This window comes from Paraburkholderia sp. BR10937, assembly GCF_040965695.1.
GTDB lineage: Bacteria > Pseudomonadota > Gammaproteobacteria > Burkholderiales > Burkholderiaceae > Paraburkholderia.
Genome location: NZ_JBFRCL010000028.1, coordinates 1 through 20,157, shown reverse-complemented (window position 1 = coordinate 20,157; position 20,157 = coordinate 1). Strand labels below are relative to the sequence as shown.

The 20,157-nt window shown below is 67.8% G+C and carries 19 protein-coding genes, 1 pseudogene and 1 riboswitch; of the genes and pseudogenes, 12 read left to right on the top strand and 8 right to left on the bottom strand.

The window, feature by feature from the left end; genetic code table 11:
• Positions 1-21 precede the first annotated feature (21 nt).
• Complete coding sequence (locus AB4Y44_RS22930) at positions 22-1,074, top strand: Ldh family oxidoreductase (protein WP_342922579.1); 1,053 nt, start codon at positions 22-24, stop codon at positions 1,072-1,074.
• A gap of 83 nt (positions 1,075-1,157) precedes the next feature.
• On the opposite strand, the gene AB4Y44_RS22925 is transcribed toward AB4Y44_RS22930, so the two are convergent.
• Positions 1,158-2,330 (bottom strand): 4-hydroxybenzoate 3-monooxygenase, encoded by a 1,173-nt coding sequence (locus AB4Y44_RS22925; RefSeq protein ID WP_342922578.1) that lies wholly within the window; start codon positions 2,328-2,330, stop codon positions 1,158-1,160.
• 234 nt (positions 2,331-2,564) lie between these two features.
• Between AB4Y44_RS22925 and treF the strand changes: the two genes are divergently transcribed.
• From treF to AB4Y44_RS22905, 4 genes are all read left to right on the top strand, one after another.
• Complete coding sequence (gene treF / locus AB4Y44_RS22920) at positions 2,565-4,400, top strand: alpha,alpha-trehalase TreF (protein WP_368700959.1); 1,836 nt, start codon at positions 2,565-2,567, stop codon at positions 4,398-4,400.
• Between the two features lie 99 nt (positions 4,401-4,499).
• Positions 4,500-5,183: an HAD family hydrolase gene (locus tag AB4Y44_RS22915; RefSeq protein ID WP_342922576.1), complete on the top strand. Its 684-nt coding sequence runs from the start codon at positions 4,500-4,502 to the stop codon at positions 5,181-5,183.
• 217 nt (positions 5,184-5,400) lie between these two features.
• Positions 5,401-6,360 carry a glycosyltransferase gene (locus tag AB4Y44_RS22910; RefSeq protein WP_342922575.1) on the top strand — a complete coding sequence of 320 codons (960 nt, stop codon included), beginning with the start codon at positions 5,401-5,403 and terminating at the stop codon, positions 6,358-6,360.
• An 89-nt stretch (positions 6,361-6,449) separates the two neighbouring features.
• Complete coding sequence (locus AB4Y44_RS22905; protein ID WP_342922574.1) at positions 6,450-8,420, top strand: PAS domain S-box protein; 1,971 nt, start codon at positions 6,450-6,452, stop codon at positions 8,418-8,420.
• A 7-nt stretch (positions 8,421-8,427) separates the two neighbouring features.
• Here AB4Y44_RS22905 and AB4Y44_RS22900 read toward each other — a convergent pair whose 3' ends face one another.
• Entirely contained in the window at positions 8,428-9,261 is an 834-nt protein-coding gene (locus tag AB4Y44_RS22900; protein ID WP_342922573.1) for a class II glutamine amidotransferase, read from the bottom strand.
• A 55-nt stretch (positions 9,262-9,316) separates the two neighbouring features.
• Positions 9,317-9,994: a MarC family protein gene (locus AB4Y44_RS22895; RefSeq protein WP_069266235.1), complete on the bottom strand. Its 678-nt coding sequence runs from the start codon at positions 9,992-9,994 to the stop codon at positions 9,317-9,319.
• Between the two features lie 245 nt (positions 9,995-10,239).
• Between AB4Y44_RS22895 and AB4Y44_RS22890 the strand changes: the two genes are divergently transcribed.
• Positions 10,240-10,455: a DUF3311 domain-containing protein gene (locus AB4Y44_RS22890; protein WP_028205546.1), complete on the top strand. Its 216-nt coding sequence runs from the start codon at positions 10,240-10,242 to the stop codon at positions 10,453-10,455.
• Entirely contained in the window at positions 10,452-11,927 is a 1,476-nt protein-coding gene (locus AB4Y44_RS22885; RefSeq protein WP_342922572.1) for a sodium:solute symporter family protein, read from the top strand. Before AB4Y44_RS22890 ends, AB4Y44_RS22885 begins: the two co-directional genes overlap by 4 nt.
• Positions 11,928-11,988: 61 nt before the next feature.
• Here the strand turns inward: AB4Y44_RS22885 and AB4Y44_RS22880 are convergent, their stop codons facing one another.
• Together AB4Y44_RS22880 and AB4Y44_RS22875 are read right to left on the bottom strand one after the other, a co-directional pair.
• Positions 11,989-12,606, bottom strand: a complete 618-nt coding sequence (locus AB4Y44_RS22880; RefSeq protein ID WP_342922571.1) for a glutathione S-transferase family protein — start codon at positions 12,604-12,606, stop codon at positions 11,989-11,991.
• Positions 12,607-12,619: 13 nt separating this feature from the next.
• Complete coding sequence (locus AB4Y44_RS22875; RefSeq protein ID WP_342922570.1) at positions 12,620-12,985, bottom strand: hypothetical protein; 366 nt, start codon at positions 12,983-12,985, stop codon at positions 12,620-12,622.
• A 103-nt stretch (positions 12,986-13,088) separates the two neighbouring features.
• Between AB4Y44_RS22875 and AB4Y44_RS22870 the strand changes: the two genes are divergently transcribed.
• Positions 13,089-13,535: a MarR family winged helix-turn-helix transcriptional regulator gene (locus tag AB4Y44_RS22870; protein ID WP_368700958.1), complete on the top strand. Its 447-nt coding sequence runs from the start codon at positions 13,089-13,091 to the stop codon at positions 13,533-13,535.
• Positions 13,536-13,537: 2 nt separating this feature from the next.
• Here the strand turns inward: AB4Y44_RS22870 and cobM are convergent, their stop codons facing one another.
• Genes cobM through cbiE form a run of 3 tightly spaced genes read right to left on the bottom strand, consistent with a single transcriptional unit; the run spans position 13,538 to position 16,232 of the window.
• On the bottom strand, positions 13,538-14,269 hold the full coding sequence (gene cobM / locus AB4Y44_RS22865; RefSeq protein WP_368700957.1) for a precorrin-4 C(11)-methyltransferase: 732 nt from the start codon (positions 14,267-14,269) through the stop codon (positions 13,538-13,540).
• 14 nt (positions 14,270-14,283) lie between these two features.
• Entirely contained in the window at positions 14,284-15,009 is a 726-nt protein-coding gene (locus AB4Y44_RS22860; protein ID WP_342922567.1) for a cobalt-precorrin-6A reductase, read from the bottom strand.
• Positions 15,006-16,232, bottom strand: a complete 1,227-nt coding sequence (gene cbiE / locus AB4Y44_RS22855; RefSeq protein WP_368700956.1) for a precorrin-6y C5,15-methyltransferase (decarboxylating) subunit CbiE — start codon at positions 16,230-16,232, stop codon at positions 15,006-15,008. The genes AB4Y44_RS22860 and cbiE overlap by 4 nt, the downstream gene beginning before the upstream one ends.
• Positions 16,233-16,326: 94 nt before the next feature.
• Positions 16,327-16,503: riboswitch (cobalamin riboswitch) on the top strand.
• 95 nt (positions 16,504-16,598) lie between these two features.
• On the opposite strand from cbiE, the gene cobG reads away from it, so the two are divergent.
• The 4 genes and pseudogenes from cobG to AB4Y44_RS22835 all read left to right on the top strand — a co-directional run.
• Entirely contained in the window at positions 16,599-17,984 is a 1,386-nt protein-coding gene (gene cobG / locus AB4Y44_RS22850; RefSeq protein ID WP_368700955.1) for a precorrin-3B synthase, read from the top strand.
• A complete protein-coding gene (locus AB4Y44_RS22845; RefSeq protein WP_342922564.1) occupies positions 17,977-18,603 on the top strand; it encodes a precorrin-8X methylmutase in 627 nt (208 codons plus the stop codon). The genes cobG and AB4Y44_RS22845 overlap by 8 nt, the downstream gene beginning before the upstream one ends.
• Positions 18,604-19,335: a precorrin-2 C(20)-methyltransferase gene (locus AB4Y44_RS22840; RefSeq protein WP_342922563.1), complete on the top strand. Its 732-nt coding sequence runs from the start codon at positions 18,604-18,606 to the stop codon at positions 19,333-19,335.
• Positions 19,323-20,157 (top strand): annotated as a pseudogene (locus tag AB4Y44_RS22835) (cobalamin biosynthesis protein CbiG); the annotation flags it as partial. The gene AB4Y44_RS22840 and the pseudogene AB4Y44_RS22835, both read left to right, overlap by 13 nt.

Sequence of the window (20,157 nt, the reverse complement as noted above, 5' to 3'; positions counted from 1 at the left end):
ACGGTTAGCAAGGAGCCGCTCATGGAAGTCAAGATCGACGACGCACGCCGCTTCGCCACGGCCGTGCTCACGAACGTCTCGGTGCCCGAAGACATCGCCGCCGACGTGGCCGACCATCTGATCGAATCCGACCGCGTGGGCTACGCGAGCCACGGCCTGTCGATCCTGCCGAATTACAAGCGCGTGCTGGCCGCGGGTTTCGTCACCGCCGACGGCCGCGCCGAGCGTGTCGTCGACCGCGGCAGCCTGATCGGCTACGACGGCCACAGCGGCTTCGGCCAGCACGTCGGCAAGGTCGTGATGGATGACGCAATCGCTCGTGCGCGCGAACACGGCCAGTGCATCGTGACGCTGCGCCATAGCCATCACCTGGGGCGCATGGGCCACTACGGCGAAATGGTCGCGGCGCAGGGCTACGTACTGCTCGCCTTCACCAACGTGGTGAATCGCGCGCCGACCGTCGCGCCGTTCGGCGGGCGCGAGCCCCGGCTCACGACCAACCCGCTGTGCTTCGCGGGCCCGCTGCCGGGCGGGCGGCCGCCCTTCGTCGTGGATATCGCCACGAGCGCCATCGCCGTGAACAAGGCGCGCGTGCTCGCCGAAAACGGCCTGCCGGCACCCGACGGCTCGGTGATCGACGCGAACGGGCAGCCGAGCACCGACCCCAACGTGCTGTTTGCCGACCCGCCCGGCGCGCTGCTGCCGTTCGGCCTGCACAAGGGCTATGCGCTCGGACTCGTGGCGGAACTGCTCGCGGGCGTGCTCTCGGGCGGCGGCACGATCCATCCGGACAACCCGCGCAATGGCGTGGCGACCAATAATCTGTTCGCGCTGGTGCTCGATCCGCAGGTGGACTTCAACACGACGTGGCGCTCGCAGGAGGTCGAATCGTTCCTCGATTATCTGCTCAGCTGCCCGCCGCAGGATCCGGCGCAGCCAGTGCAGTATCCCGGCCAGTACGAAGCGGAGAATCGCGCGCGGCACATGCAGACCATCACGCTGCCCGACTCCGTGAGAAAGCCTTTCGCCGATATCGCCAACGAACTGGCCATCGCGCCGCTCAAGGCGATTTGAGGCTGTCCAACGCGACGCTGTAAACATAAAGGCCGCGCGAGCCCCGCGGGACTCGCGCGGCCGTTTCATGCGTTGCGCTTACCTCACACGACAACCGCGCCCACGTAGTTCTCGGCCATCGCCGTCGCGGCGGCGCGCGACGTCGTGACGTGTTCCAGCTCCGCAACCTGCAGGCGCTGCTCGAACGGCGTGGCGTCGTCGAGGCGGTGCATCATGCGCGTCATCCAGTACGAGAAGTGCTCCGCGCGCCAGATGCGGCGCAGCGCCGTTTCGCTGTAGCCATCGAGCAGGTCGGTGCGACCTTCCTGGTAGAACGCCACGAGCGCCGCGGTCAGCACGCGCACGTCCGCCACCGCGAGATTGAGGCCCTTCGCGCCGGTCGGCGGCACGATGTGCGCCGCGTCGCCCGCGAGAAAGAGGCGGCCGTGCTGCATCGTGGTCGTGACGAAGCTGCGCATGCCCACGATGTTCTTCTGGAAGATCTTGCCTTCCACCACCTGGTGGCCTTCGCGCGAATCGACGCGCGCGTGCAGCTCGGCCCAGATGCGATCGTCGGACCAGTTGTCGACGTTGTCCTTCGGATCGCACTGGAAATACATGCGCTGCACGTTCGGCGAGCGCGTGCTGACGAGCGCGAAGCCGCGCTCGTGCCGCGCGTAAATCAGCTCGTCGGAAGTGGGTGGCGCCTCGACGAGAATGCCGAACCAGCCGAACGGGAACACGCGCTCGTAGTCCTGGCGCAACGCCGCCGGAATCGAGGCGCGCGATACGCCGTGGAAACCATCGCAGCCGATCACGTAGTCGCAGTGCAACTCGTGCGCCTCGCGTTCGTGCATGAAGCGGATCGACGGCGTGCTGGTGTCGACGCCATGAATCGACGTATCCGAGACATTGAAGAAGAGCTTGCCGTCCGCGGCCACGCGCGCCGCCACGAGGTCCTTGAGCACTTCATGCTGCGCGTAGACGGTGATGGCTTTGCCCGTGAGGCCGGTGAGATCGATGCGGCGGCGCTTGCCTTCGAACGCGAGTTCGAAGCCGTGATGCAGCGCGCCTTCGGCCTTCATGCGGGCGCCGACGCCCGCTTCGGTGAGCAAATCCATCGTGCCTTGCTCGAGCACGCCGGCGCGAATGGTCGATTCGATCTGCTCGCGGCCACGCAGTTCGAGCACGACCGAGTCGATGCCACGCAAATGCAGAAGATGGGAAAGAAGCAGGCCCGCGGGCCCGGCGCCGATGATGCCAACCTGAGTGCGCATGAGATGTCTCCTGATGCGGCGTTGCTTGAATTGATTTTTCGCAAGTTTCGCCGCTGCACCCGTTATCGCGCAACGCGATATGGAGAATATGCACTATCCCGATTTCGAATAGCGACGCAGTCGCCAGCCGCCGCGCCAGCCTGTTGCGCGGAACGGAAATTGCTCTTCGACACGCTTCGCCTGCGCTCCTGGTTCGCGCGGGCGCGCTCTTCGCCCATCAAAAACATCAAGACCATGTCTTTCCCGTTGCGCTCCCACACGCCCGCATCCACCACGAAATCCCGCTTCATCCCGTTTGCCACCACGCTAGCCGCTGCGCTGTGCCTCGCTCGGCCGCTCGCGCAAACCGCCCAGGCCGCCGACATCGCAGCCTCCGCGAGCGCACCCGTCAACGCGCAGGAATTACAACCGCCCGCGCGAGCGGCAAAGCCGGTTCGCTCGCCAGCGCAGCATGACGCGGCAAAAGAAAGCCAGCCCGCCACACCCGCCGACCTCTACGGCCGCCTCTATCACGACGTGCAGCTCGCGCAGATCTTCGCCGACAGCAAGACGTTTGCCGACATGCTGCCCAACGAGCGCCCGAGCCAGATCACGGCGGCCTACGAGCGCTGGCGCCAGCAGCGCGCGGGGCTGCACGACAACGCCGCGCGCAAGGCCGCGCTCACGCAGTTCGTGAACCAGTACTTCACGGCCCCGGCGCAAACCGAAGACCACTACGTCTCCGATCCGAACCAGGATGTCGTCGGCCACATCGACACGCTCTGGAACGTGCTGAGCCGCCGCCCCGACGCGAAGCCGAATCCGTATTCGTCGCTGCTGCCGCTGCCTTATGCGTACGTCGTGCCGGGCGGGCGCTTCAACGAAATCTACTACTGGGATTCGTACTTCATCATGCTCGGCCTGGAAGCGAGCGGCCGCCACGAACTCGCGCTCGACGAGCTGAACAACTTCGCCGCGCTGATCGACCGCTACGGCCATATCGCGAACGGCAATCGCACCTATTACCTGAGCCGCTCGCAGCCGCCGTTTTTCGCGCAGATGGTGAGCCTCGTCGCGGAGAAAGACGGCGACGCCGTGTACCTCCATTACCTGCCGCAACTGCGCAAAGAATACGACTACTGGATGGCCGGCGCGCAGACCCTCAAGCCCGGCCACGCCGCGCGCCACCTCGTGCGCCTGCCCGACGGCACGCTGCTCAACCGCTACTGGGACGCGCGCAACCGCCCGCGCGACGAGTCGTACCGCGAGGACATCCTGACCGCGCGCGCCACGCCGCAGCGCGATGCCTCGGATCTCTGGCGCAACCTGCGCGCGGGCGCGGAAACGGGCTGGGACTATAGCTCGCGCTGGCTCGCCGACGGCCACACGCTCTCGACCATCGACGTGACCTCGCTCGCGCCGGTGGACCTCAATTCGCTGATGGTGATCCTCGAACGCACGCTCGCGAAGGCCTACGGCCTGAAGGGCGACGCGCGCGAGGCCGAACTGATGACGAAGCGCGCGCAACAACGCGCCGACGCCATCGACCGCGTGCTGTGGGACCCGCAACTGCATGCGTACAGCGACTACGACTTCGCACACCACACGCTCACGCACCGGCTCACGGCGGCGACCGTCTACCCGCTCTATGCGGGCGTCGCGACGAAAGCCCAGGCGCAGGACGTGACTGCCGCGCTGCGCGCCGGACTGCTGCGCCCCGGCGGCCTCGCCACCACCCAGGTCGCAACCGGCCAGCAATGGGACGAGCCGAACGGCTGGGCGCCGCTGCAATATCTCGCGGTCGTGGGGCTGCGCCGCTACGGCAAGCAGGACCTCGCTCAGGAAATCGCCACGCGCTGGATCGCGACGAACCTCGCCTACTACACCCGCACGCACAAGCTCGTCGAGAAGTACGACGTGAGCGCGTCGGCCACCAGGGCCTCGTCGGCGGGCGGCGGCGAATATCCGCTGCAGGACGGCTTTGGATGGACCAACGGCGTGCTGCGCGTGCTGCTGCAGATGTATCCGCAGACGGGCACTACGCAAAGCGCACCGGCGGCGTCCGGCACATCTGCGGCCAGCGCGCCCTGAGGCGACGCCGCGCACCCGCCGCGGCGCACGCCGTCGCCGCGCGGCGTACACTTTTTGCGCCACCACCGCTTAATCGTCGTGTAGCAACAGGAGCCACCCATGCGCAACGAAACGGCCTTTTTGTTCGACCTCGACGGCACGCTCGTCGACAGCGTGTATCAGCATGTGCTCGCATGGAAGGAAGCGCTCGACGCGGACGGCATCGAGCTCTCGGTGTGGCGCATTCACCGGCGCATCGGCATGAGCGGCGGGCTCTTCATGGACCAGCTGCTGCGCGAGACCCACGAGGCCCACGAGTCGATCGCGCCCGAGCGCATCGCGCGCTTGCAAAAACTACACGCCGACGCCTACCGCCGCCACGCTGGCAAGGTGCGTCCGCTGCCCGGCGCTCGCGCGCTGCTCGACGCGCTCAGCGCGGCACAGGTGCCCTGGGCGATCGCCACGAGCGGGCGGCTCGCCACGGCGTCCGTGAACCTGCAGGCGCTCGGCGTGGACCCGTCCGTCACGACGGTGGTCACGCGCGACGAAGTGCGCCATGCCAAGCCCGACCCGGATCTTTTCATCGCCGCGGCGCTGCGGCTGAACGTGCCGATCGAGCGCTGCCTCGTGGTGGGCGACAGCGTCTGGGACATGCTCGCGGCCCAGCGCTGCCGCGCGCTCGGCATCGGCCTGCAGTCGGGCGGCTACGGCACCGAGGAACTAGAGCGCGCGGGCGCGCTGCGCGTGTACGAAGATCCCGCCGACCTGCTCGGCCACCTCGACGAAGTCTGCGCGCGCGATTGAGCGGCTGATCGAGCCGCGAATCGGGTTGATCGGGGTTGATCGCGCGCGCCGCCACACGCGGCGCGAAAATTGCGCAGTTGCCGGCTGTGCAGTGCAGCACCGCCGCCGCGCCGCCCCGCCACTGGCGCATGTCATGTACTGCATGTCGCGCGCCATCGGCGTATGCTGACATAGGTCAATTCGACAACTCACCGGCCGGCTCCCGCCGCCTGCTGCGATGAACGACTCCGCCCCTGCCCCCGGAACTCCCAGCGCGCCGCGCGTGACGGTGGTCGTCCTCACGCGCAATCACGTGCGTCAAATCATCGATACCGTCGCGCGCCTCACCGCCCTTCCCGAACACCCCGACGTCATCGTGGCCGACAACGGCTCCACCGATTCCACCGTCTCCCTGCTGGCGTCACTCTTTCCGCAAGTGCGCATCGTCCAGTCGCTGGGCGACCACGGCATGGCCGGCTTCAATCGCGCCGTGCTGCTCGCGCGCACCGACTATGTCGCGTGCTGCGACGACAGCACCTGGTTCGCACCCGGCGCGCTCGCACGCGCGGCGCAGCTGCTCGACGCCCACGCGCAGGTGGCCGTGCTCAACGCGCGCGTGGTGAGCGGCGACGAGCGCGAAATTCACCCCGCCTGCCTGATGCTCGCCGCCACGTCGCCGGGCGCGGAAGGCGAGGCCGGGCCGGGGCTCGCGAACTTCATGGCCGGCGCGTGCATTTTCCGAGCAGCCGTGTTCCGCGTGCTCGGCGGCTACGAGGAGCGGCTTTCGCACGGCGGTGCCGAGGAGCTAGCCGCGCTCGACATGCTGTCGGCCGGCCACCAGATCGTCTATTGCGAGCAGGCGCTCGCGCATCGCGAGCCGCTTTACCACTGGTTCACGCGCGCGCAGCAATGCGCGCTCGCGCGCAACACCGCCTGGGTGGCATGGATGCGCCTGCCCGCGCGCGATGCGATCGCGGCGACCGGCCGTGCGCTCGCCGTGTTCGCCCGCCAGCGCTCGCTCGGGCCCGCGGGCGTGGCGCTGCTGCGCGGCGCGTTCTGGACCTTGCGCGCGCGCCGCGTAGTGCCGCCCCACGTCGTGCTGCTCACCCGCCAGGTACGCCGCGCGGAACGCCACGTGCGCGCAGGCATTCCGGCAATGGCCGAAAAGTACGACCGCTCGGGGCAGCGCGCGTGGTAAGCTGCGGCGCCCGCTGCGCGCGGGACGTCCATTCAAGAGGCCAAAGCCTGTCAAACTTGTGAACAGGCCCCATGACAGACCCGAGGACCATGACGACGCCCGACCCCGGCATCGCCCCGCACGACACCGCGACCGAAAGCCACCACGAACGCCGCTTCGAGGCGCTCGTGGAGCCGATCGAGGACTACGCGATCTTCCTGCTCGACACGCGCGGCTACATCGCGAGCTGGAATCGCGGCGCGGCCCGCATCAAGGGCTATGAAGCGCACGAGATCATCGGCCAGCATTTCTCGCGTTTTTACACCGACGAAGCCAACGCGCGCCGCTGGCCCGAACACGAGCTGGAGCAGGCCGCGCTGCACGGACGCTTCAACGACGAAGGCTGGCGCGTGCGCAAGGACGGCTCGATGTTCTGGGCCAACGTCGTCATCACTGCGCTGCGCGAGCGCGACGGCTCGCTCTCCGGCTTCGCCAAGGTCACGCGCGACCTCACCGCGGAGCGCCGCCAGGTCGAGGCGCTGCGCCTTACCGAAGAGCGCTTTCGCCTGCTCGTGGAAAGCGTGAGCGACTACGCGATCTTCATGCTCGATCCGCAGGGCCACGTGGTGAGCTGGAACACCGGCGCGACCAACCTGAAGGGCTACCGCCCGGCCGAGATCGTCGGCCAGCATTTTTCCGTGTTCTATCCGCCCGACGAGGTCGCCGCCGGTCAGCCCGAGCGCGAGTTGCGCCGCGCGAAGGAGTTGGGCCGGGTCGTGACCGAGGGCTGGCGCGTGCGCAAGGACGGCTCGATGTTCTGGGCCAACGTCACGCTCACCGCGGTGCACGACGGCCACGGCCGCCTCACGGGTTTCGCGAAGGTCACGCGCGACATGACCGAAAGCCGCCGCACCGACGAACTCGAGCATTCGAGCGAGCAGATGAAGCAGTTCCTCGCCTTGCTCGCGCATGAACTGCGCAACCCGCTCGCGCCGGTGCGCAACGCCGTGGCCACGATGCGCCTCATGGATGCGCCGAGCCCCGAGATCGAGCGCGCCCGCGAAATGATCGACCGCCAGATCGTCCACCTCACGCGGCTCGTGGACGACCTGCTCGACGTCGGGCGCATCACCTCAGGCAAGATCGAGTTGCGCGAGGCGCCGCTCGACCTGCGCGAGGTGGTCGCGCACGCCATCGACGCGGCGCAGCCCTTCACCTCGGCACGCGGCCAGCACGTGGACGTGCAGATGCCCGACGCGACGCTCGCCATGACGGGCGATCACACGCGCCTCGTGCAGGTGCTGCAGAACCTGTTGCACAACGCCTCGAAGTTCTCGCCCGACGGCAGCCGCATCGTCGTGGACGTACGTTCCGCCGCGCGCGCCGTGCAGATCCAGGTGCGCGACGAAGGCCGTGGCCTGCGGCCCGGCACGTACGAGTCGATCTTCGGCCTCTTCAGCCAGGACCGCTCGGTGCCGGGGCCCACGGAAAACGGGCTCGGCATCGGCCTCATGCTGTGCCGCTCGCTCGTCGAGCTGCATGGCGGCACGATCTCCGCGAGGAGCGACGGGCCCGGCAAAGGCAGCACGTTCACGATCCGCCTGCCGTTCGCGCGCGAGAGCGCGCATGCGGTGCAGCCGGCGCCGCTCACGCCGGACACCGCCGAGCTTGCCGCCCTGGCGGAAGCCGGCGTGCCGCCGCTGCGCGTGCTAGTGGTCGACGACAACCGCGACTCGGCCGACAGCCTCGCCATGCTGCTCGAACTCAAAGGGCACGACGTGCGCGTGGCCTACAGCGCCGCCCACGCGTGCGAGCAAGTGGACGGCTTCACGCCCGACGCCGCGCTCATCGACATCGCCATGCCCGAGATCGACGGCTATGCGACGCTGCGTGCCCTGCGCGCGCTGCCGCCGCTCAAACACACGCTGTTCGCCGCGATGACGGGCTTCGGCCAGGCCGCAGACATCGAACTCACGCACGAAGCGGGCTTCGAGATGCACCTCGTGAAGCCCGTGGACGTCGCGCTGTTCGACGAGGTGCTCGCGCTCGCGGCGGCAAGGCAAAGGCGCCGCAGCGCGTGAGGTCGATTCAAGGTGAGACAGGTGCGAACGGCCGGTATTCGACCTTGGGCCCGCGCACGACGATCGCCGTCGATTCCGGCACTTCGGCCCATACATCGGGCGCATCGCCAAGCGGCTCGGAGACGAGCAGATACGCGTCGTCGCCGGCCGCGATGATGCGCGGGTCGTCGGGATACATTTCGCGCAGATGCCGGAACGCCGTGGTGTGATAAAGCGAGCGGGAATTGCGTTCGCTCGAATACCGCACGGCGACGATCTGCTCGCCGTCGCATGCGCAAACCGTCATGTTGAGCGCCGGCTCGACGCCATGCTTTTGCGCGGTTGCCTCGACAAAACCCGCCATGCGTTCCAGCGCAAGTACAGGATCGACTTCGAGGCCGAATGTCATCGCGAGATAGAACATCGTTTCCGAATCCGTCGACCCTTCGAGCGCATTGAAGCGCCCCGGATCGATCGCGACCAACAGGTCGCGCCGCATCAGCGGATAGCTGCGGATCAGGCCGTTGTGCGCGAAGATCCAGCGCCGGTGCCGAAACGGATGGCAGTTCGTTTCCTGCACCGGCGTATGCGTGGCCGCGCGAATGTGCGCGACGAACATTGGCGCACGCACCGCGCGCGCCAGCTCGCGCAGGTTGCGGTCGTTCCAGGCTGGATGCACGCTGCGGTAGCGATACGGAATGTCGTGCGGGTCCTGATACCAGCCCATGCCGAAGCCGTCGCCATTCGTGGTGGTCGCGCCTTTGGTGGAATGCAGGCTTTGATCGATCAGCGAATGCCGTGCGTGAAACAGCACGGTTTCGAGTTGCACGGGGTTCCCGCTATACGCAAGCCAGCGGCACATGATGGTCTCCTTCGCGTGAGAACGCTTGTGTACGCCGGCCCGATTGACAGCGCCGCTACTTCGCGGCGCGCAGGTCGGCGATCGGCGTGAGAAAGCCGGTCAGGCCAGTCAGTATGATCTGCACCCCGATGCACAGGAGCAGAAACGACGACACGCGCATGGCCACGCGCGTGCCTTCCACACCCAGGTACTGCGAAAGCCGCGCAGCGCGGCTGTACACGTAATAGATCACCAGCATGACGAGCGCGGAGATCACGAGCGACGCGAAGCTCGAGAGCAGCCACGCCGAAAGCTTGTGCGTGCGGTTGGCATTCAGCGCAATGGCCGTGGCGATGGAGCCGGGGCCGGTGGTGAGCGGAATGGTCAGCGGAAAAAAGGCCTTGCCGGAAGCCGAACTCGCGCTCACGGGCTTGACCGGATGATCGACCGCGGGCGGCTCCGGCTCGGGCGCGTTGAGCATTTGCCAGCCGGCCACGGCTACGGCGAGGCCGCCGCCGATACGCAGCGCTTCCATTGAAATACCGAAGAAATGCAGGATGGGCGTGCCGACGAAAAAAGCCCCGACCAGCACGAAGAACGCGTTGATCGCCACGCGTTTGGCGAGCAGGCGCCGCTCTTCGTCGGTAAGCGTTGTGGTGCGATCGAGAAAAACAAAAGCACCGCTCAAGGGATTGATGATGCTGATGAGTCCGGTGAAACCGAACAGAATGTCTGAAATCAGGCTCTCGATCATGGAGTCGATCCGTTAAGGGCATGCGCAAAAAGCGCGCCGGGCTGCGAGAAGTGTAGCCGGATCGGCGTCAGGCGTGCCGGATCGATGTCGGTCGATGCCCCGGAAAATGGCGCGTTGCACCAAACTTTACGGCAAGCCCTTCAGTTTTTTTGGCAGCTTTACGGGGCGCGTTCACAAGCATAGAGTGGGTGGCTTCGCACCCCGACGCGACGTTTCTTTTCTTCTCATATGAAAGAGGAGTTGCCATGTCACTGCGGTTGCTCGCTGCCTTGCCCTTTATCGGCATCCTGTTAGGGGTGCCGTTCGTCAATCGCACCGAGCCGCTCGTGCTCGGCATGCCGCTCGTGCTCGCGTGGATCGTCATGTGGGTCGTGCTGGCCGCGGTGATCATGGGGATCGTCTACCGGCTCGACCCGGTCAACCGGCTTTCGGGCGAAGCGGATGCGGAGGTGCGATCATGAGCGCCCTCATCATCATCGCGGCGATGACCTTCGTCGCGCTCTACCTCGGCATGCGTGCCCGCCGCGGGCACGACATGAACCTCGAGCAGTGGGCCGTGGGCGGCCGCAGTTTCGGCACTGCGTTCGTGTTCCTGCTGATGGCGGGCGAGATCTACACCACCTTCACGTTTCTCGGCGGCAGCGGCTTCGCCTATGGCAAGGGCGCGCCCGTCTACTACATTCTGGCTTACGGCACGCTTGCATACATTCTTTCGTACTGGATGCTGCCGCCCGTATGGCGCTTCGCCAAGCAGCACCGGCTCGTCTCGCAGCCGCACTTCTTCGCGCGCAAGTACCAGAGCCCCGCGCTGGGCGTGCTGGTGGCGTGCGTGGGCGTGCTCGCGCTCGTGCCGTATCTCGTCCTGCAGCTCAAGGGCCTCGGCATCATCGTGACGACGGCCTCCTATGGCGCGATCTCCTCCACGGCGGCGATCTGGATCGGCGCGGCCGTGGTCACGGCCTACGTGATCGTTTCGGGCGTGCGCGGCTGCGCGTGGAACTCGGTCGTGAAGGACACGATGATTCTCGCCGTTGCCGTGTTCCTCGGCATTTACCTGCCGATCCACCACTATGGCAGCCTGAGCGAGATGTTCCGCGCCATCGACGCCGCCAAGCCCGGCTTCCTCACGTTCCCGGCGCGAGGCCAGAGCGTGACGTGGTTCCAGTCCACCGTGCTGCTCACGGCGCTGGGCTTCTTCATGTGGCCGCACACGTTCATGTCGGTCTACACCGCGAAGAACGAGCGCATCTTCCGCCGTAACGCGATGATCCTGCCGCTCTACCAGCTCATTTTGCTGTTCGTGTTCTTCTGCGGCTTCGCGGCCGTGCTCAAGGTGCCGGGCCTCAAGGGCTCCGACATCGACCTCTCGCTGTTCCGTCTCGCGCTGCAGACGTTCGATCCGTGGTTCGTGGGCGTCATCGGCGCGGCGGGCGTGCTCACCGCACTCGTGCCGGGCTCGATGATCCTCACCACGGCTTCGACGCTGCTCGCCAACGACGTCTATCGCGGCGCACTCTCGAAGAGCGCGGACGACGCGCAAGTCGCGAAGCTCGCGCGCATTTTCGTGCCGGTTATCGCGCTCGTGGCGGTCGGCTTTACGCTCAAGGGGGGCGACACCATCGTCGCGCTGCTGCTGATGGGCTACAACTTCGTCACGCAGCTGTTCCCGGCGCTGGTGTGCAGCCTCTCCGCACGCAATCGCGTGACGAAGCAAGGCGCGTTCTGCGGCATCGTGGCGGGCGTGCTCGTGGTGATCGTCACGACGCTCACGCATGTGAGCGTGGCTCAGCTGATTCCGTTCGCGCCGGACGCGCTCAAGGACGTCAACATCGGCTTCCTTGCGCTGTTCGTGAACGTGATCGTGCTCGTGGTGGTGAGCACGGTGACGCAGCCGCGCACGCATGTGGATCATGAGCATGCGCGGGCGCATTGAGATGGCGTAACGCGGCAGCGAGGCGGCCCAATCGGCGTGATCCGGTTGGGCCGTTTTCCATTTATGCCGCCTTGCGCGCTTCGGCAATGCGCTGCGGCGCCTCGGGGCGCGCGTAGAGGCGTTCGAGATATGCCTGCAAACGCGGGAAGCCGTCCAGCAGTTGCACTTCGTTGGCCCAGTCCATCAGATACACCGTCACGCAGTCGGCGACCGAAAGCTGGTTGCCGACGATGAACTCGCGTCCTTCGAGATGCTTCTCGAGCACCGCGGCCATGGTCCTGAAATCCTCCCGCGCGAGTTCGATTTCGGCGGGGCTGCGCTTTTCCGGCGGATACAGGAACGAATGCCGCGTGATTCTCCAGAGCGGCTGCTCCAGCTCGGTGACCGCGAACAGGGTCCAGCGATACGCCTGCGCCCGTTCGTCGAGATCGGCGGGCAGCAGCGCCTTCTCCGGGTATTTATCCGCGAGATACAGCACGATGGCAGCCGATTCGGGAATCACGCGGTCGCCGTCGATCAGCACGGGCACCTTGCCCGCGGGATTGATGCGCAGGTATTCGGGCCGCTTGTGCTCGCCTGCGAGCAGATTGACCGAGATGAATTCGAAATCGGCGTCGACTTCCTTGAGGCCCCATAGCGCGCGTTGCGAACGGGTGCCGGCAAAGCCGTAGAGTTTCATGACGCGCCTCCGTTCAGATACCGGGAATCGGCAAAACCGGCATTACTTCGACGCCCTCGCCCGGAAAAATCGAAAAATGCGGGTGCCCTTCGAACAGCTTCGCGGCCTCTTCGTGCGATGCGGCACGCAGCACGGTATAGCCCGTTAGCGCGTTGGACGTATCCGCGATGCCATGCTCGCCAATCGACTTGGTCTTGCCGAGCGGGCCGCCCATATCGACGATCGACGCCTTGTGCTTTTCGACCCACGCGTGCCAGGCTGCAATGCCCTCCTTTTCCTTTGCGTGTCGATCCGCTTCGGAAAGCGCCGCCCACCCCTTCATGCGCGCGTTGTCTTTGGTACCGAGAAAAACAGCGAGAAACAGTTTCTGATCGCTCATGTGTCCTCCAACTGCTGGTCTGGTTGCTGGTCTGAAAACGGGAGCAACGGCATGTCGCCCATCCGGCCTTGACAGAATAGGTTGATATCAACATAATTGCAACATGGCACGCGCAAAGAAACTTCCCTTCGAAACCACGCTATTGGTGCGCGATTGCTGCCTGTGTCTGCATATGCAGCGGGCGGCACGCAATCTCGCGCGCATTTTCGACGACGTGCTGCGGCCGCTCGATCTCACGAACGGACAGTTTTCGCTGCTGATGTCGCTGAACCGGCCGCATCCGCCCGGCATGAAAGACGTGGCGTCGCTGCTGGCCATGGACCGCACCACGCTTACGGCCGCGCTCAAGCCGCTGGAGCGGCGCGGTCTCGTCGTGATCGAGCAGGACCCGGAGGACAAGCGCAGCCGCTTGCTGAGCCTCACGGACGAGGGGCATCGGCTGCTCAACGCGGCGTTTCCGCTCTGGCAGCAAACGCATGACGAAATCGAAAAGGAATTCGCCGACGGCGAGGTGGACAAGCTGCGAGCACACTTGCGCGCGCTTTCGTAGCCTTAGCGTTTCTGCGCCCCATAAAGCGTCGAATCCGCAAACCCCTCCGCCGCGAGCACGCGCCCCACGAGGATGAGCGCCGTACGCTCGATATCCGTCGCCAGCACCTTCTGCGCGATGTCCGCGAGCGTGCCCGTCACGCGTTCCTCGTCGGGCCAGCTCGCGCGATAGATCACCGCGACCGGGCAATCCTCGCCGTAATGCGGCCGCAATTCCTCGACGATGCGCGCGATATGGCGCACGCCCAGGTGAATCGCGAGCGTCGCTCTGTGCCGCGCGAGCTCGCCTAGCTGCTCGCCTTCGGGCATCGACGTTTTCGTGGCGTAGCGCGTGAGAATGAGCGTCTGCGAAATGCCGGGCAGCGTGAGTTCGCTGCCGAGCGCCGCCGCGCACGCAGCGGTCGCGGTCACGCCGGGCACGACTTCATAAGGAATACCGAGCATGCGCAGCCGGCGGATCTGCTCGCCAATTGCGCCATAGAGCGACGGGTCACCCGAATGCACGCGCGCCACGTCGAAGCCCTGCGCATGCGCGTTTTCGAGCAATGCGACGATCTCGTCGAGCGTGAGCGGCGCCGTGTCCACGACCTTGTGCGCGCGGTGGCCTTCGAGCACGGCGGGCGGCACGAGCGAGCCCGCGTAGAGAATGACGGGGCAGCTGCGCACGAGGCGCTGGCCCTTCACGGTGATCAGTTCAGGATCGCCCGGCCCCGCGCCGATGAAGAAAACGGTCATGCGTGGAAACTCCGCTAAACAGGGTTCGCGAGCGCGTCGATTGCCGCTTGCGCCGACGTGAATTCACGTTGCGCGTCGGGCAGCGGCGGCCGTTGCATCATCACCACGGGCAGGCCCATTGCGCGCGCGACGGCGAGCTTCGCTTCGGTCGCGGCGCCACCGCTGTTCTTGCTGACCACGACGTCGATGCGCGCTTCGGTAAACAGCACGCGCTCGCCAACGGCGGTGAACGGCCCGCGCGCGTCGATGATGCACGCGCGGGCGTGGCCGGGATGCGCTTCGAGGCAACGGATCGTCCAGTGCTGCTGCGGCGGCACTTCGTCCAGATGCGAGAGCGGCTCGCGCCCGAGCGTGAAGAGCGGGCGCGCGAACGGCGCAATCGCCTTGACTACCCCGCCCCAGCCGCTCACCATGTGCCAGTCGTCGCCGGGCTGCGGCTGCCATGGCGCACGCCGCAGCGCCCAGTACGGCACGTCTGCCGCCACGCATGCGCGCGCCGCGTTGGCGCTGATCTGCGCGGCATAGGGATGCGTGGCGTCGAAGACGAGTGCGATGTTTTCGTCGGCGAGAAAGCGCGCGAGCCCTTCTGCCCCGCCAAAGCCGCCTACCCGCACCGCGCAGGCGAGATCGGCGGGCACGCGGCCAAGGCCCGCGAGCGAGTACACGTGCTGCGGGCCTAGCGTGCGCGCGATCGCCAGCGCATCGCCGGTGCCGCCGAGCAGCAGGATGCGCGCCGTCATGGCTTGACGGCCTCGTAAAGCGTGACGGGCAAGGCCTGACGCCAGGTGTCGAAGCCGCCCAGCGGCTGCGCCTCGCCGATGCCGATACGCGTGAGCGTGCCGCCGTGCTGTGCGCGCCATGCCGCGAGTGCCGCTTCGCTCTGCAACGTCACCGCGTTCGCGACGAGCCGCCCGCCGCTCGCGAGCGCCGACCAGCACGCGTCCAGCACGCCGGGTACGGTCACGCCGCCGCCGATGAAGACCGCGTCGGGCGCGGCGAGCCCTGCGAGCGCGTCGGGCGCGCGGCCCGCGACGAGTTGCAAACCCGGCACGCCCAACGCCGCGCGATTGTGCTCGATGAAGCGTTGACGCTCGGCGTGCGCCTCGATCGCGATCGCGCGGCAAGCGGCGTGCGAGCGCATCCACTCGATGCCGATCGAGCCGCTGCCCGCGCCCACGTCCCACAGCAGCGCGCCGGGCGTCGGCGCGAGACGCGCGAGCGTGAGCGCGCGCACGTCGCGCTTCGTGATCTGACCGTCGTGGCGAAAGGCGTCGTCGGGAAGGCCGGGCGTGAGCGTCCAGCCGCGCGCGGGCGTCTGCGCACTATCGCTTTCGCATTCGAACGCGACCAGATTGAGCGCCGCGGCTTGTTCGACGTGCAACGCATCGGCGCGACCTTCGATGCGGCGTTCGAGCGGGCCCCCGAGATGCTCGAACACCGCAAGACGCGTGGCGCCGAAGCCCGCTTCGGCGAGCAGCGCGGCAAGCGCCGCGGGCGTGCGCCCATCCGCGCTCAACGCGAGCACGCGCGAGCGCGCGTAGAGATGGCGGCGCAGCGCATCGAGCGGACGGCCGACGAGCGAGACCATCGCCGTATCCTGCAGCGCCCACCCCATGTGCGCTGCCGCGAGCGAGAGCGACGACGGCGCGGGCAGCACGCGCATTTCACCGGGCGGCACGCGGCGCGCGAGCGTCGCGCCCACGCCGAACAGCATCGGGTCGCCGCTCGCGAGCACGCATACGGACGCATTCGACTCGCGGTATGCGAGCAGCGCCTCCACGCTGAACGGCTGGGGCCACGCCTCGCGCCGCGCACGCACACGTGACGGCAGCATCGCGAGATGGCGTTCGCCGCCCGTCACGATGGCCGCGTCGAACAGCGCGCGCCGCGCGTCGCGCCGGAGCCCCGCGTAGCCGTCGTCGCCGATGCCCACCACCGTCAGCCATGCCTGCTTGCCCTGCATTCGCTCTCCCGCCGTTGCCTGTTTCGTTGCCTGTTTCTCTACGCCGCCACGGGCCCGCAGCCCGATGGTGGGGCGGAGCACGCGCGAAAACGGGCATAATACCGTGTCCGCCGGCGCCGTTAAGGCATAAAAGGGAACACAGCAAGCTGTGGCCGCCCCCGCGACTGTGAGCAGCGAGACCGCATCCACCCGAGCCACTGGTATTACCGGGAAGGCCGATGCGGTCGACGACCTGTGAGCCAGGAGACCTGCCGGCCGACTGTTCGCGCGAACCCAAATCGGGCGGGGTGTACCGATATCGCTGCCGTTGCCCGCCTGCCGCGCGGGCAGCGCGCCGCTCCAGCGTGATGTTTACCCGGTAATGCCTTGAAACACGAAACGAAGCCCGTCTCGCCCGCTGCCGCATTGGCCGTGCTCCGCCCCTCGGCGTGCCCGGGGCTCGTGCGCGCGGTCGCCGCGCGCGACGGCGGCTTGTGTCGCATCCGTCTGCCCGGCGGCGTGCTTAGCGCCGCGCGAGCGCGCGCGCTCGCCGACGCAGCGTCGACGCACGCGAGCGGCGTGCTCGAACTGACCAATCGCGCGAACGTGCAGATTCGCGGCGTGCGCGCGGGCGAGGAAGCGGCGTTGAGCGCTGCGCTGATCGGCGCGGGCCTCGGCCCCGCCGGCATCGACGCCGCGAGTCCGGTCGAGCGCGCGTGCGCCGCCGACGAATTGCGCAACGTGATGCTGAGCCCGCTCGCGGGCCTCGACCCTGACGCCTCTTGCGATACGACGGCGCTCGCCGCCGCGCTCATCGACATGATGCAGCGCGAGCCGCGTTTCGCCGCGCTCTCGCCCAAGTTCGCGTTGCAACTGGACGGCGGCGAGCGCGTGGCGATGCTCGAGCATCCGCACGACATCTGGCTCGCCGCACTGCCGCATGGCGCAACCGTGCGCTTCGCGCTGGGCCTCGCGGGCCGCCCCACGGCGCAGCCAGTCGGCACGCTCGCCGCCGAAGACGTTCGCGCATCGATGCGCGCGCTGCTGCATGCGTTCCTCGATCTCGCGGGCACCGACACCACACGCATGCGCGACGTGCTGGCCGCTCACTCGCTCGATGCGCTGCTGCAGCGCGCGCAACAGCATGGCGAATTCACGCTGATGCGTGACGACACCACGCTGCGCGCGCGGCGCCGCGCGGAGAGTCCCGCCGGCTTGCGCCTCGGCGCGCACGCGCTGCACGCCGACGGCAGCGGCTACGTGGGCGCGCAGCCCGCGCTCGGCCGTATCGACGCGCCGACGCTGCGCGCACTCGCCGCGCTCGCGGAAGACTCGGGCGATGCGACGCTGCGCGTGACGCCATGGCAAGGCGTGCTGCTGCCGAACGTGCCCGCGCACGCGATGCCCGCCGCGCTCGAACGCCTGCACGCGCTCGGCCTGATCGTCTCGCGCGCCAACCCGCTCGCACGCCTCATCGCGTGCACGGGCTCGACCGGATGCGCGAAAAGCCGCGCGGACACGAAAGGCGACGCACAGCGCCTCGCCGCCCTGTTGCCGCCCGGCGCCGAAGCCCACCTGAGCGGCTGCGAGCGCTCCTGCGCGGCCGCGCATTGCGCGCCGTTCACGTTGCTCGCCAGCGCCCCGGACCACTACGACCTGTACCAGCGCGACGATAAGCGAAGCGGCTTCGGCCGGCTCGTCGCGCGCAACCTGACGATCGAAGCCGCTGCGCTGGCACTCGCGCAGCGGCCCCGGAGCACCCAGGATGTCTGATTACATTCGCGACGGCCAGGCGATCTATCGCGAGTCGTTCGCGACGATTCGCGCCGAAGCCGACCTCGCGCACATCCCCACCGACCTCGAAAAACTCGCCGTGCGCGTGATCCACGCATGCGGCATGGTCGACGTGGCCGCCGACCTCGCGTTTTCCGCAGGCGCGGGCACGGCGGGCCGCAATGCGCTCGCGGGCGGCGCGCCGATTCTCTGCGACGCGAAAATGGTCGCTTACGGCGTGACGCGCGCGCGCCTGCCCGCGAACAACGCCGTGATCTGCACGCTCGACGATCCCGCCGTCCCGGATCTCGCGCGCGCGATCGGCAACACGCGCTCGGCAGCCGCGCTCGAACTGTGGCGGCCGCATCTGGCAGGCAGCGTCGTTGCGATCGGCAATGCGCCCACCGCGCTCTTTCATCTGCTCGACATGGTCGCCGCCGGCGCCCCGCGCCCCGCGCTGATCCTCGGGTTTCCCGTGGGCTTCGTCGGCGCGGCCGAGTCCAAGGCGCAGCTTGCAGCCGAAAGCCACGGCGTGCCCTTCGTCGTCGTGCACGGCCGCCGCGGCGGCAGCGCGATGGCCGCCGCCGCCGTCAACGCACTCGCTTCGGAGACCGAATAAATGATCCGCAAAGGACGTCTGCACGGCATTGGCGTCGGCCCCGGCGACCCCGAACTGCTCACGCTCAAGGCGTTGCGCCTGCTCAAGGCCGCGCCCGTGGTCGCGTATTTCGTCGCCAAGGGCAAGAAAGGCAACGCGTTCGGCATCGTCGAGGCCCATCTCGAAGCGGAGCAGGAACGCCTGCCGCTCGTGTACCCCGTGACGACCGAAGCGCTCGAACCGCCGCTCTCGTACGAAGCGATCATCGCCGACTTCTACGACGGCGCGGCGCAAATGCTTGCGCGCCATCTCGACGCCGGACGCGACGTGGCCGTGATCTGCGAAGGCGATCCGTTCTTCTATGGCTCGTACATGTATCTGCACGACCGGCTCGCCGCGCACTACGAGGCCGAAGTCGTGCCGGGCGTGTGCTCGATGCTGGGCGGCGCGGCGGTGCTGGGCGTGCCGCTCGTCTACCGCAACCAGAGCCTCGCCGTACTCTCGGGGGTGCTGCCCGAAGACGAATTGCGCCGGCGCCTGGCCGACGCGGACGCCGCCGTGATCATGAAACTGGGCCGCAACTTCGACAAGGTGCGCCGCGTGCTGGGCGAGCTGGGCCTCGCGCATCGCGCGCTGTATGTCGAGCGCGCAACCATGGCGAACCAGCGCATCGTCCCGCTCGACGACGTCGATCCGATGGCTTCGCCCTACTTCTCGCTGCTCGTCGTGCCGGGGGCGAAATGGCAGTCGTGACGCCGCCCGCGATCGTCATCCTCGGGCCCGGCGCGCTCGCGACGGCGCGGCGCGTGCAGGCGCTCTACCCCGGCGCGCAGGTCCATGCGCTGCAGGGCCGCGTGGCCGGCGATCTCGCGTTCGGCGAGCTTGGCGCGCATTTGCGCGAATGCTACACGCGCGGCCTGCCCATCGTCGCGCTGTGCGCGGCGGGCATCGTGATCCGCTGCCTCGCGCCGCTCCTTGCCAACAAGGGCGCGGAGCCGCCGGTGCTCGCGCTCGCCGAGGACGGCAGCGCCGTCGTGCCGCTGCTCGGTGGACTCACCGGCGTGAACGTCATGGCGCGCGAAATTGGCGCGGCGCTCGCGGTTGCGCCCGCCATCACCACGAGCGGCGAATTGCGCTTCGGCACCTGCCTGCTCAATCCGCCCGCGGGCTATGCGCTCGCGAGCCTCGCGCAAGGCAAGCGCTTCGTCTCCGATCTGCTTGCAGGCGCAACGACACGCGTGGACGGCCAGGCATCGTGGTTGGAAAACGTCGATCTGCCGCGCGACGCCGCGGCGCGCCATGCCATCCGCGTGAGCGCGAACGCCTGGGACGGCAGTCCCGACGACCTCGTGATTCATCCGCGCAGCATCGTCGCAGCCGTGGGCGCGCCGCATGAGGCGATTGCCGATCACGTGCACCGAGCGCTCGATGCGCACGGCCTCGCGCCGCTCGCGCTCGCCGCGCTCGTCGCCCCTGCTGCGCACACGCGCGATGCATCGCTCGCGCAGGCCGCAACGGAACTCGGCGTCCCGCTGCGCTTCGTCGATAGCGCGGAGAACACAGCGCAAGCCACGC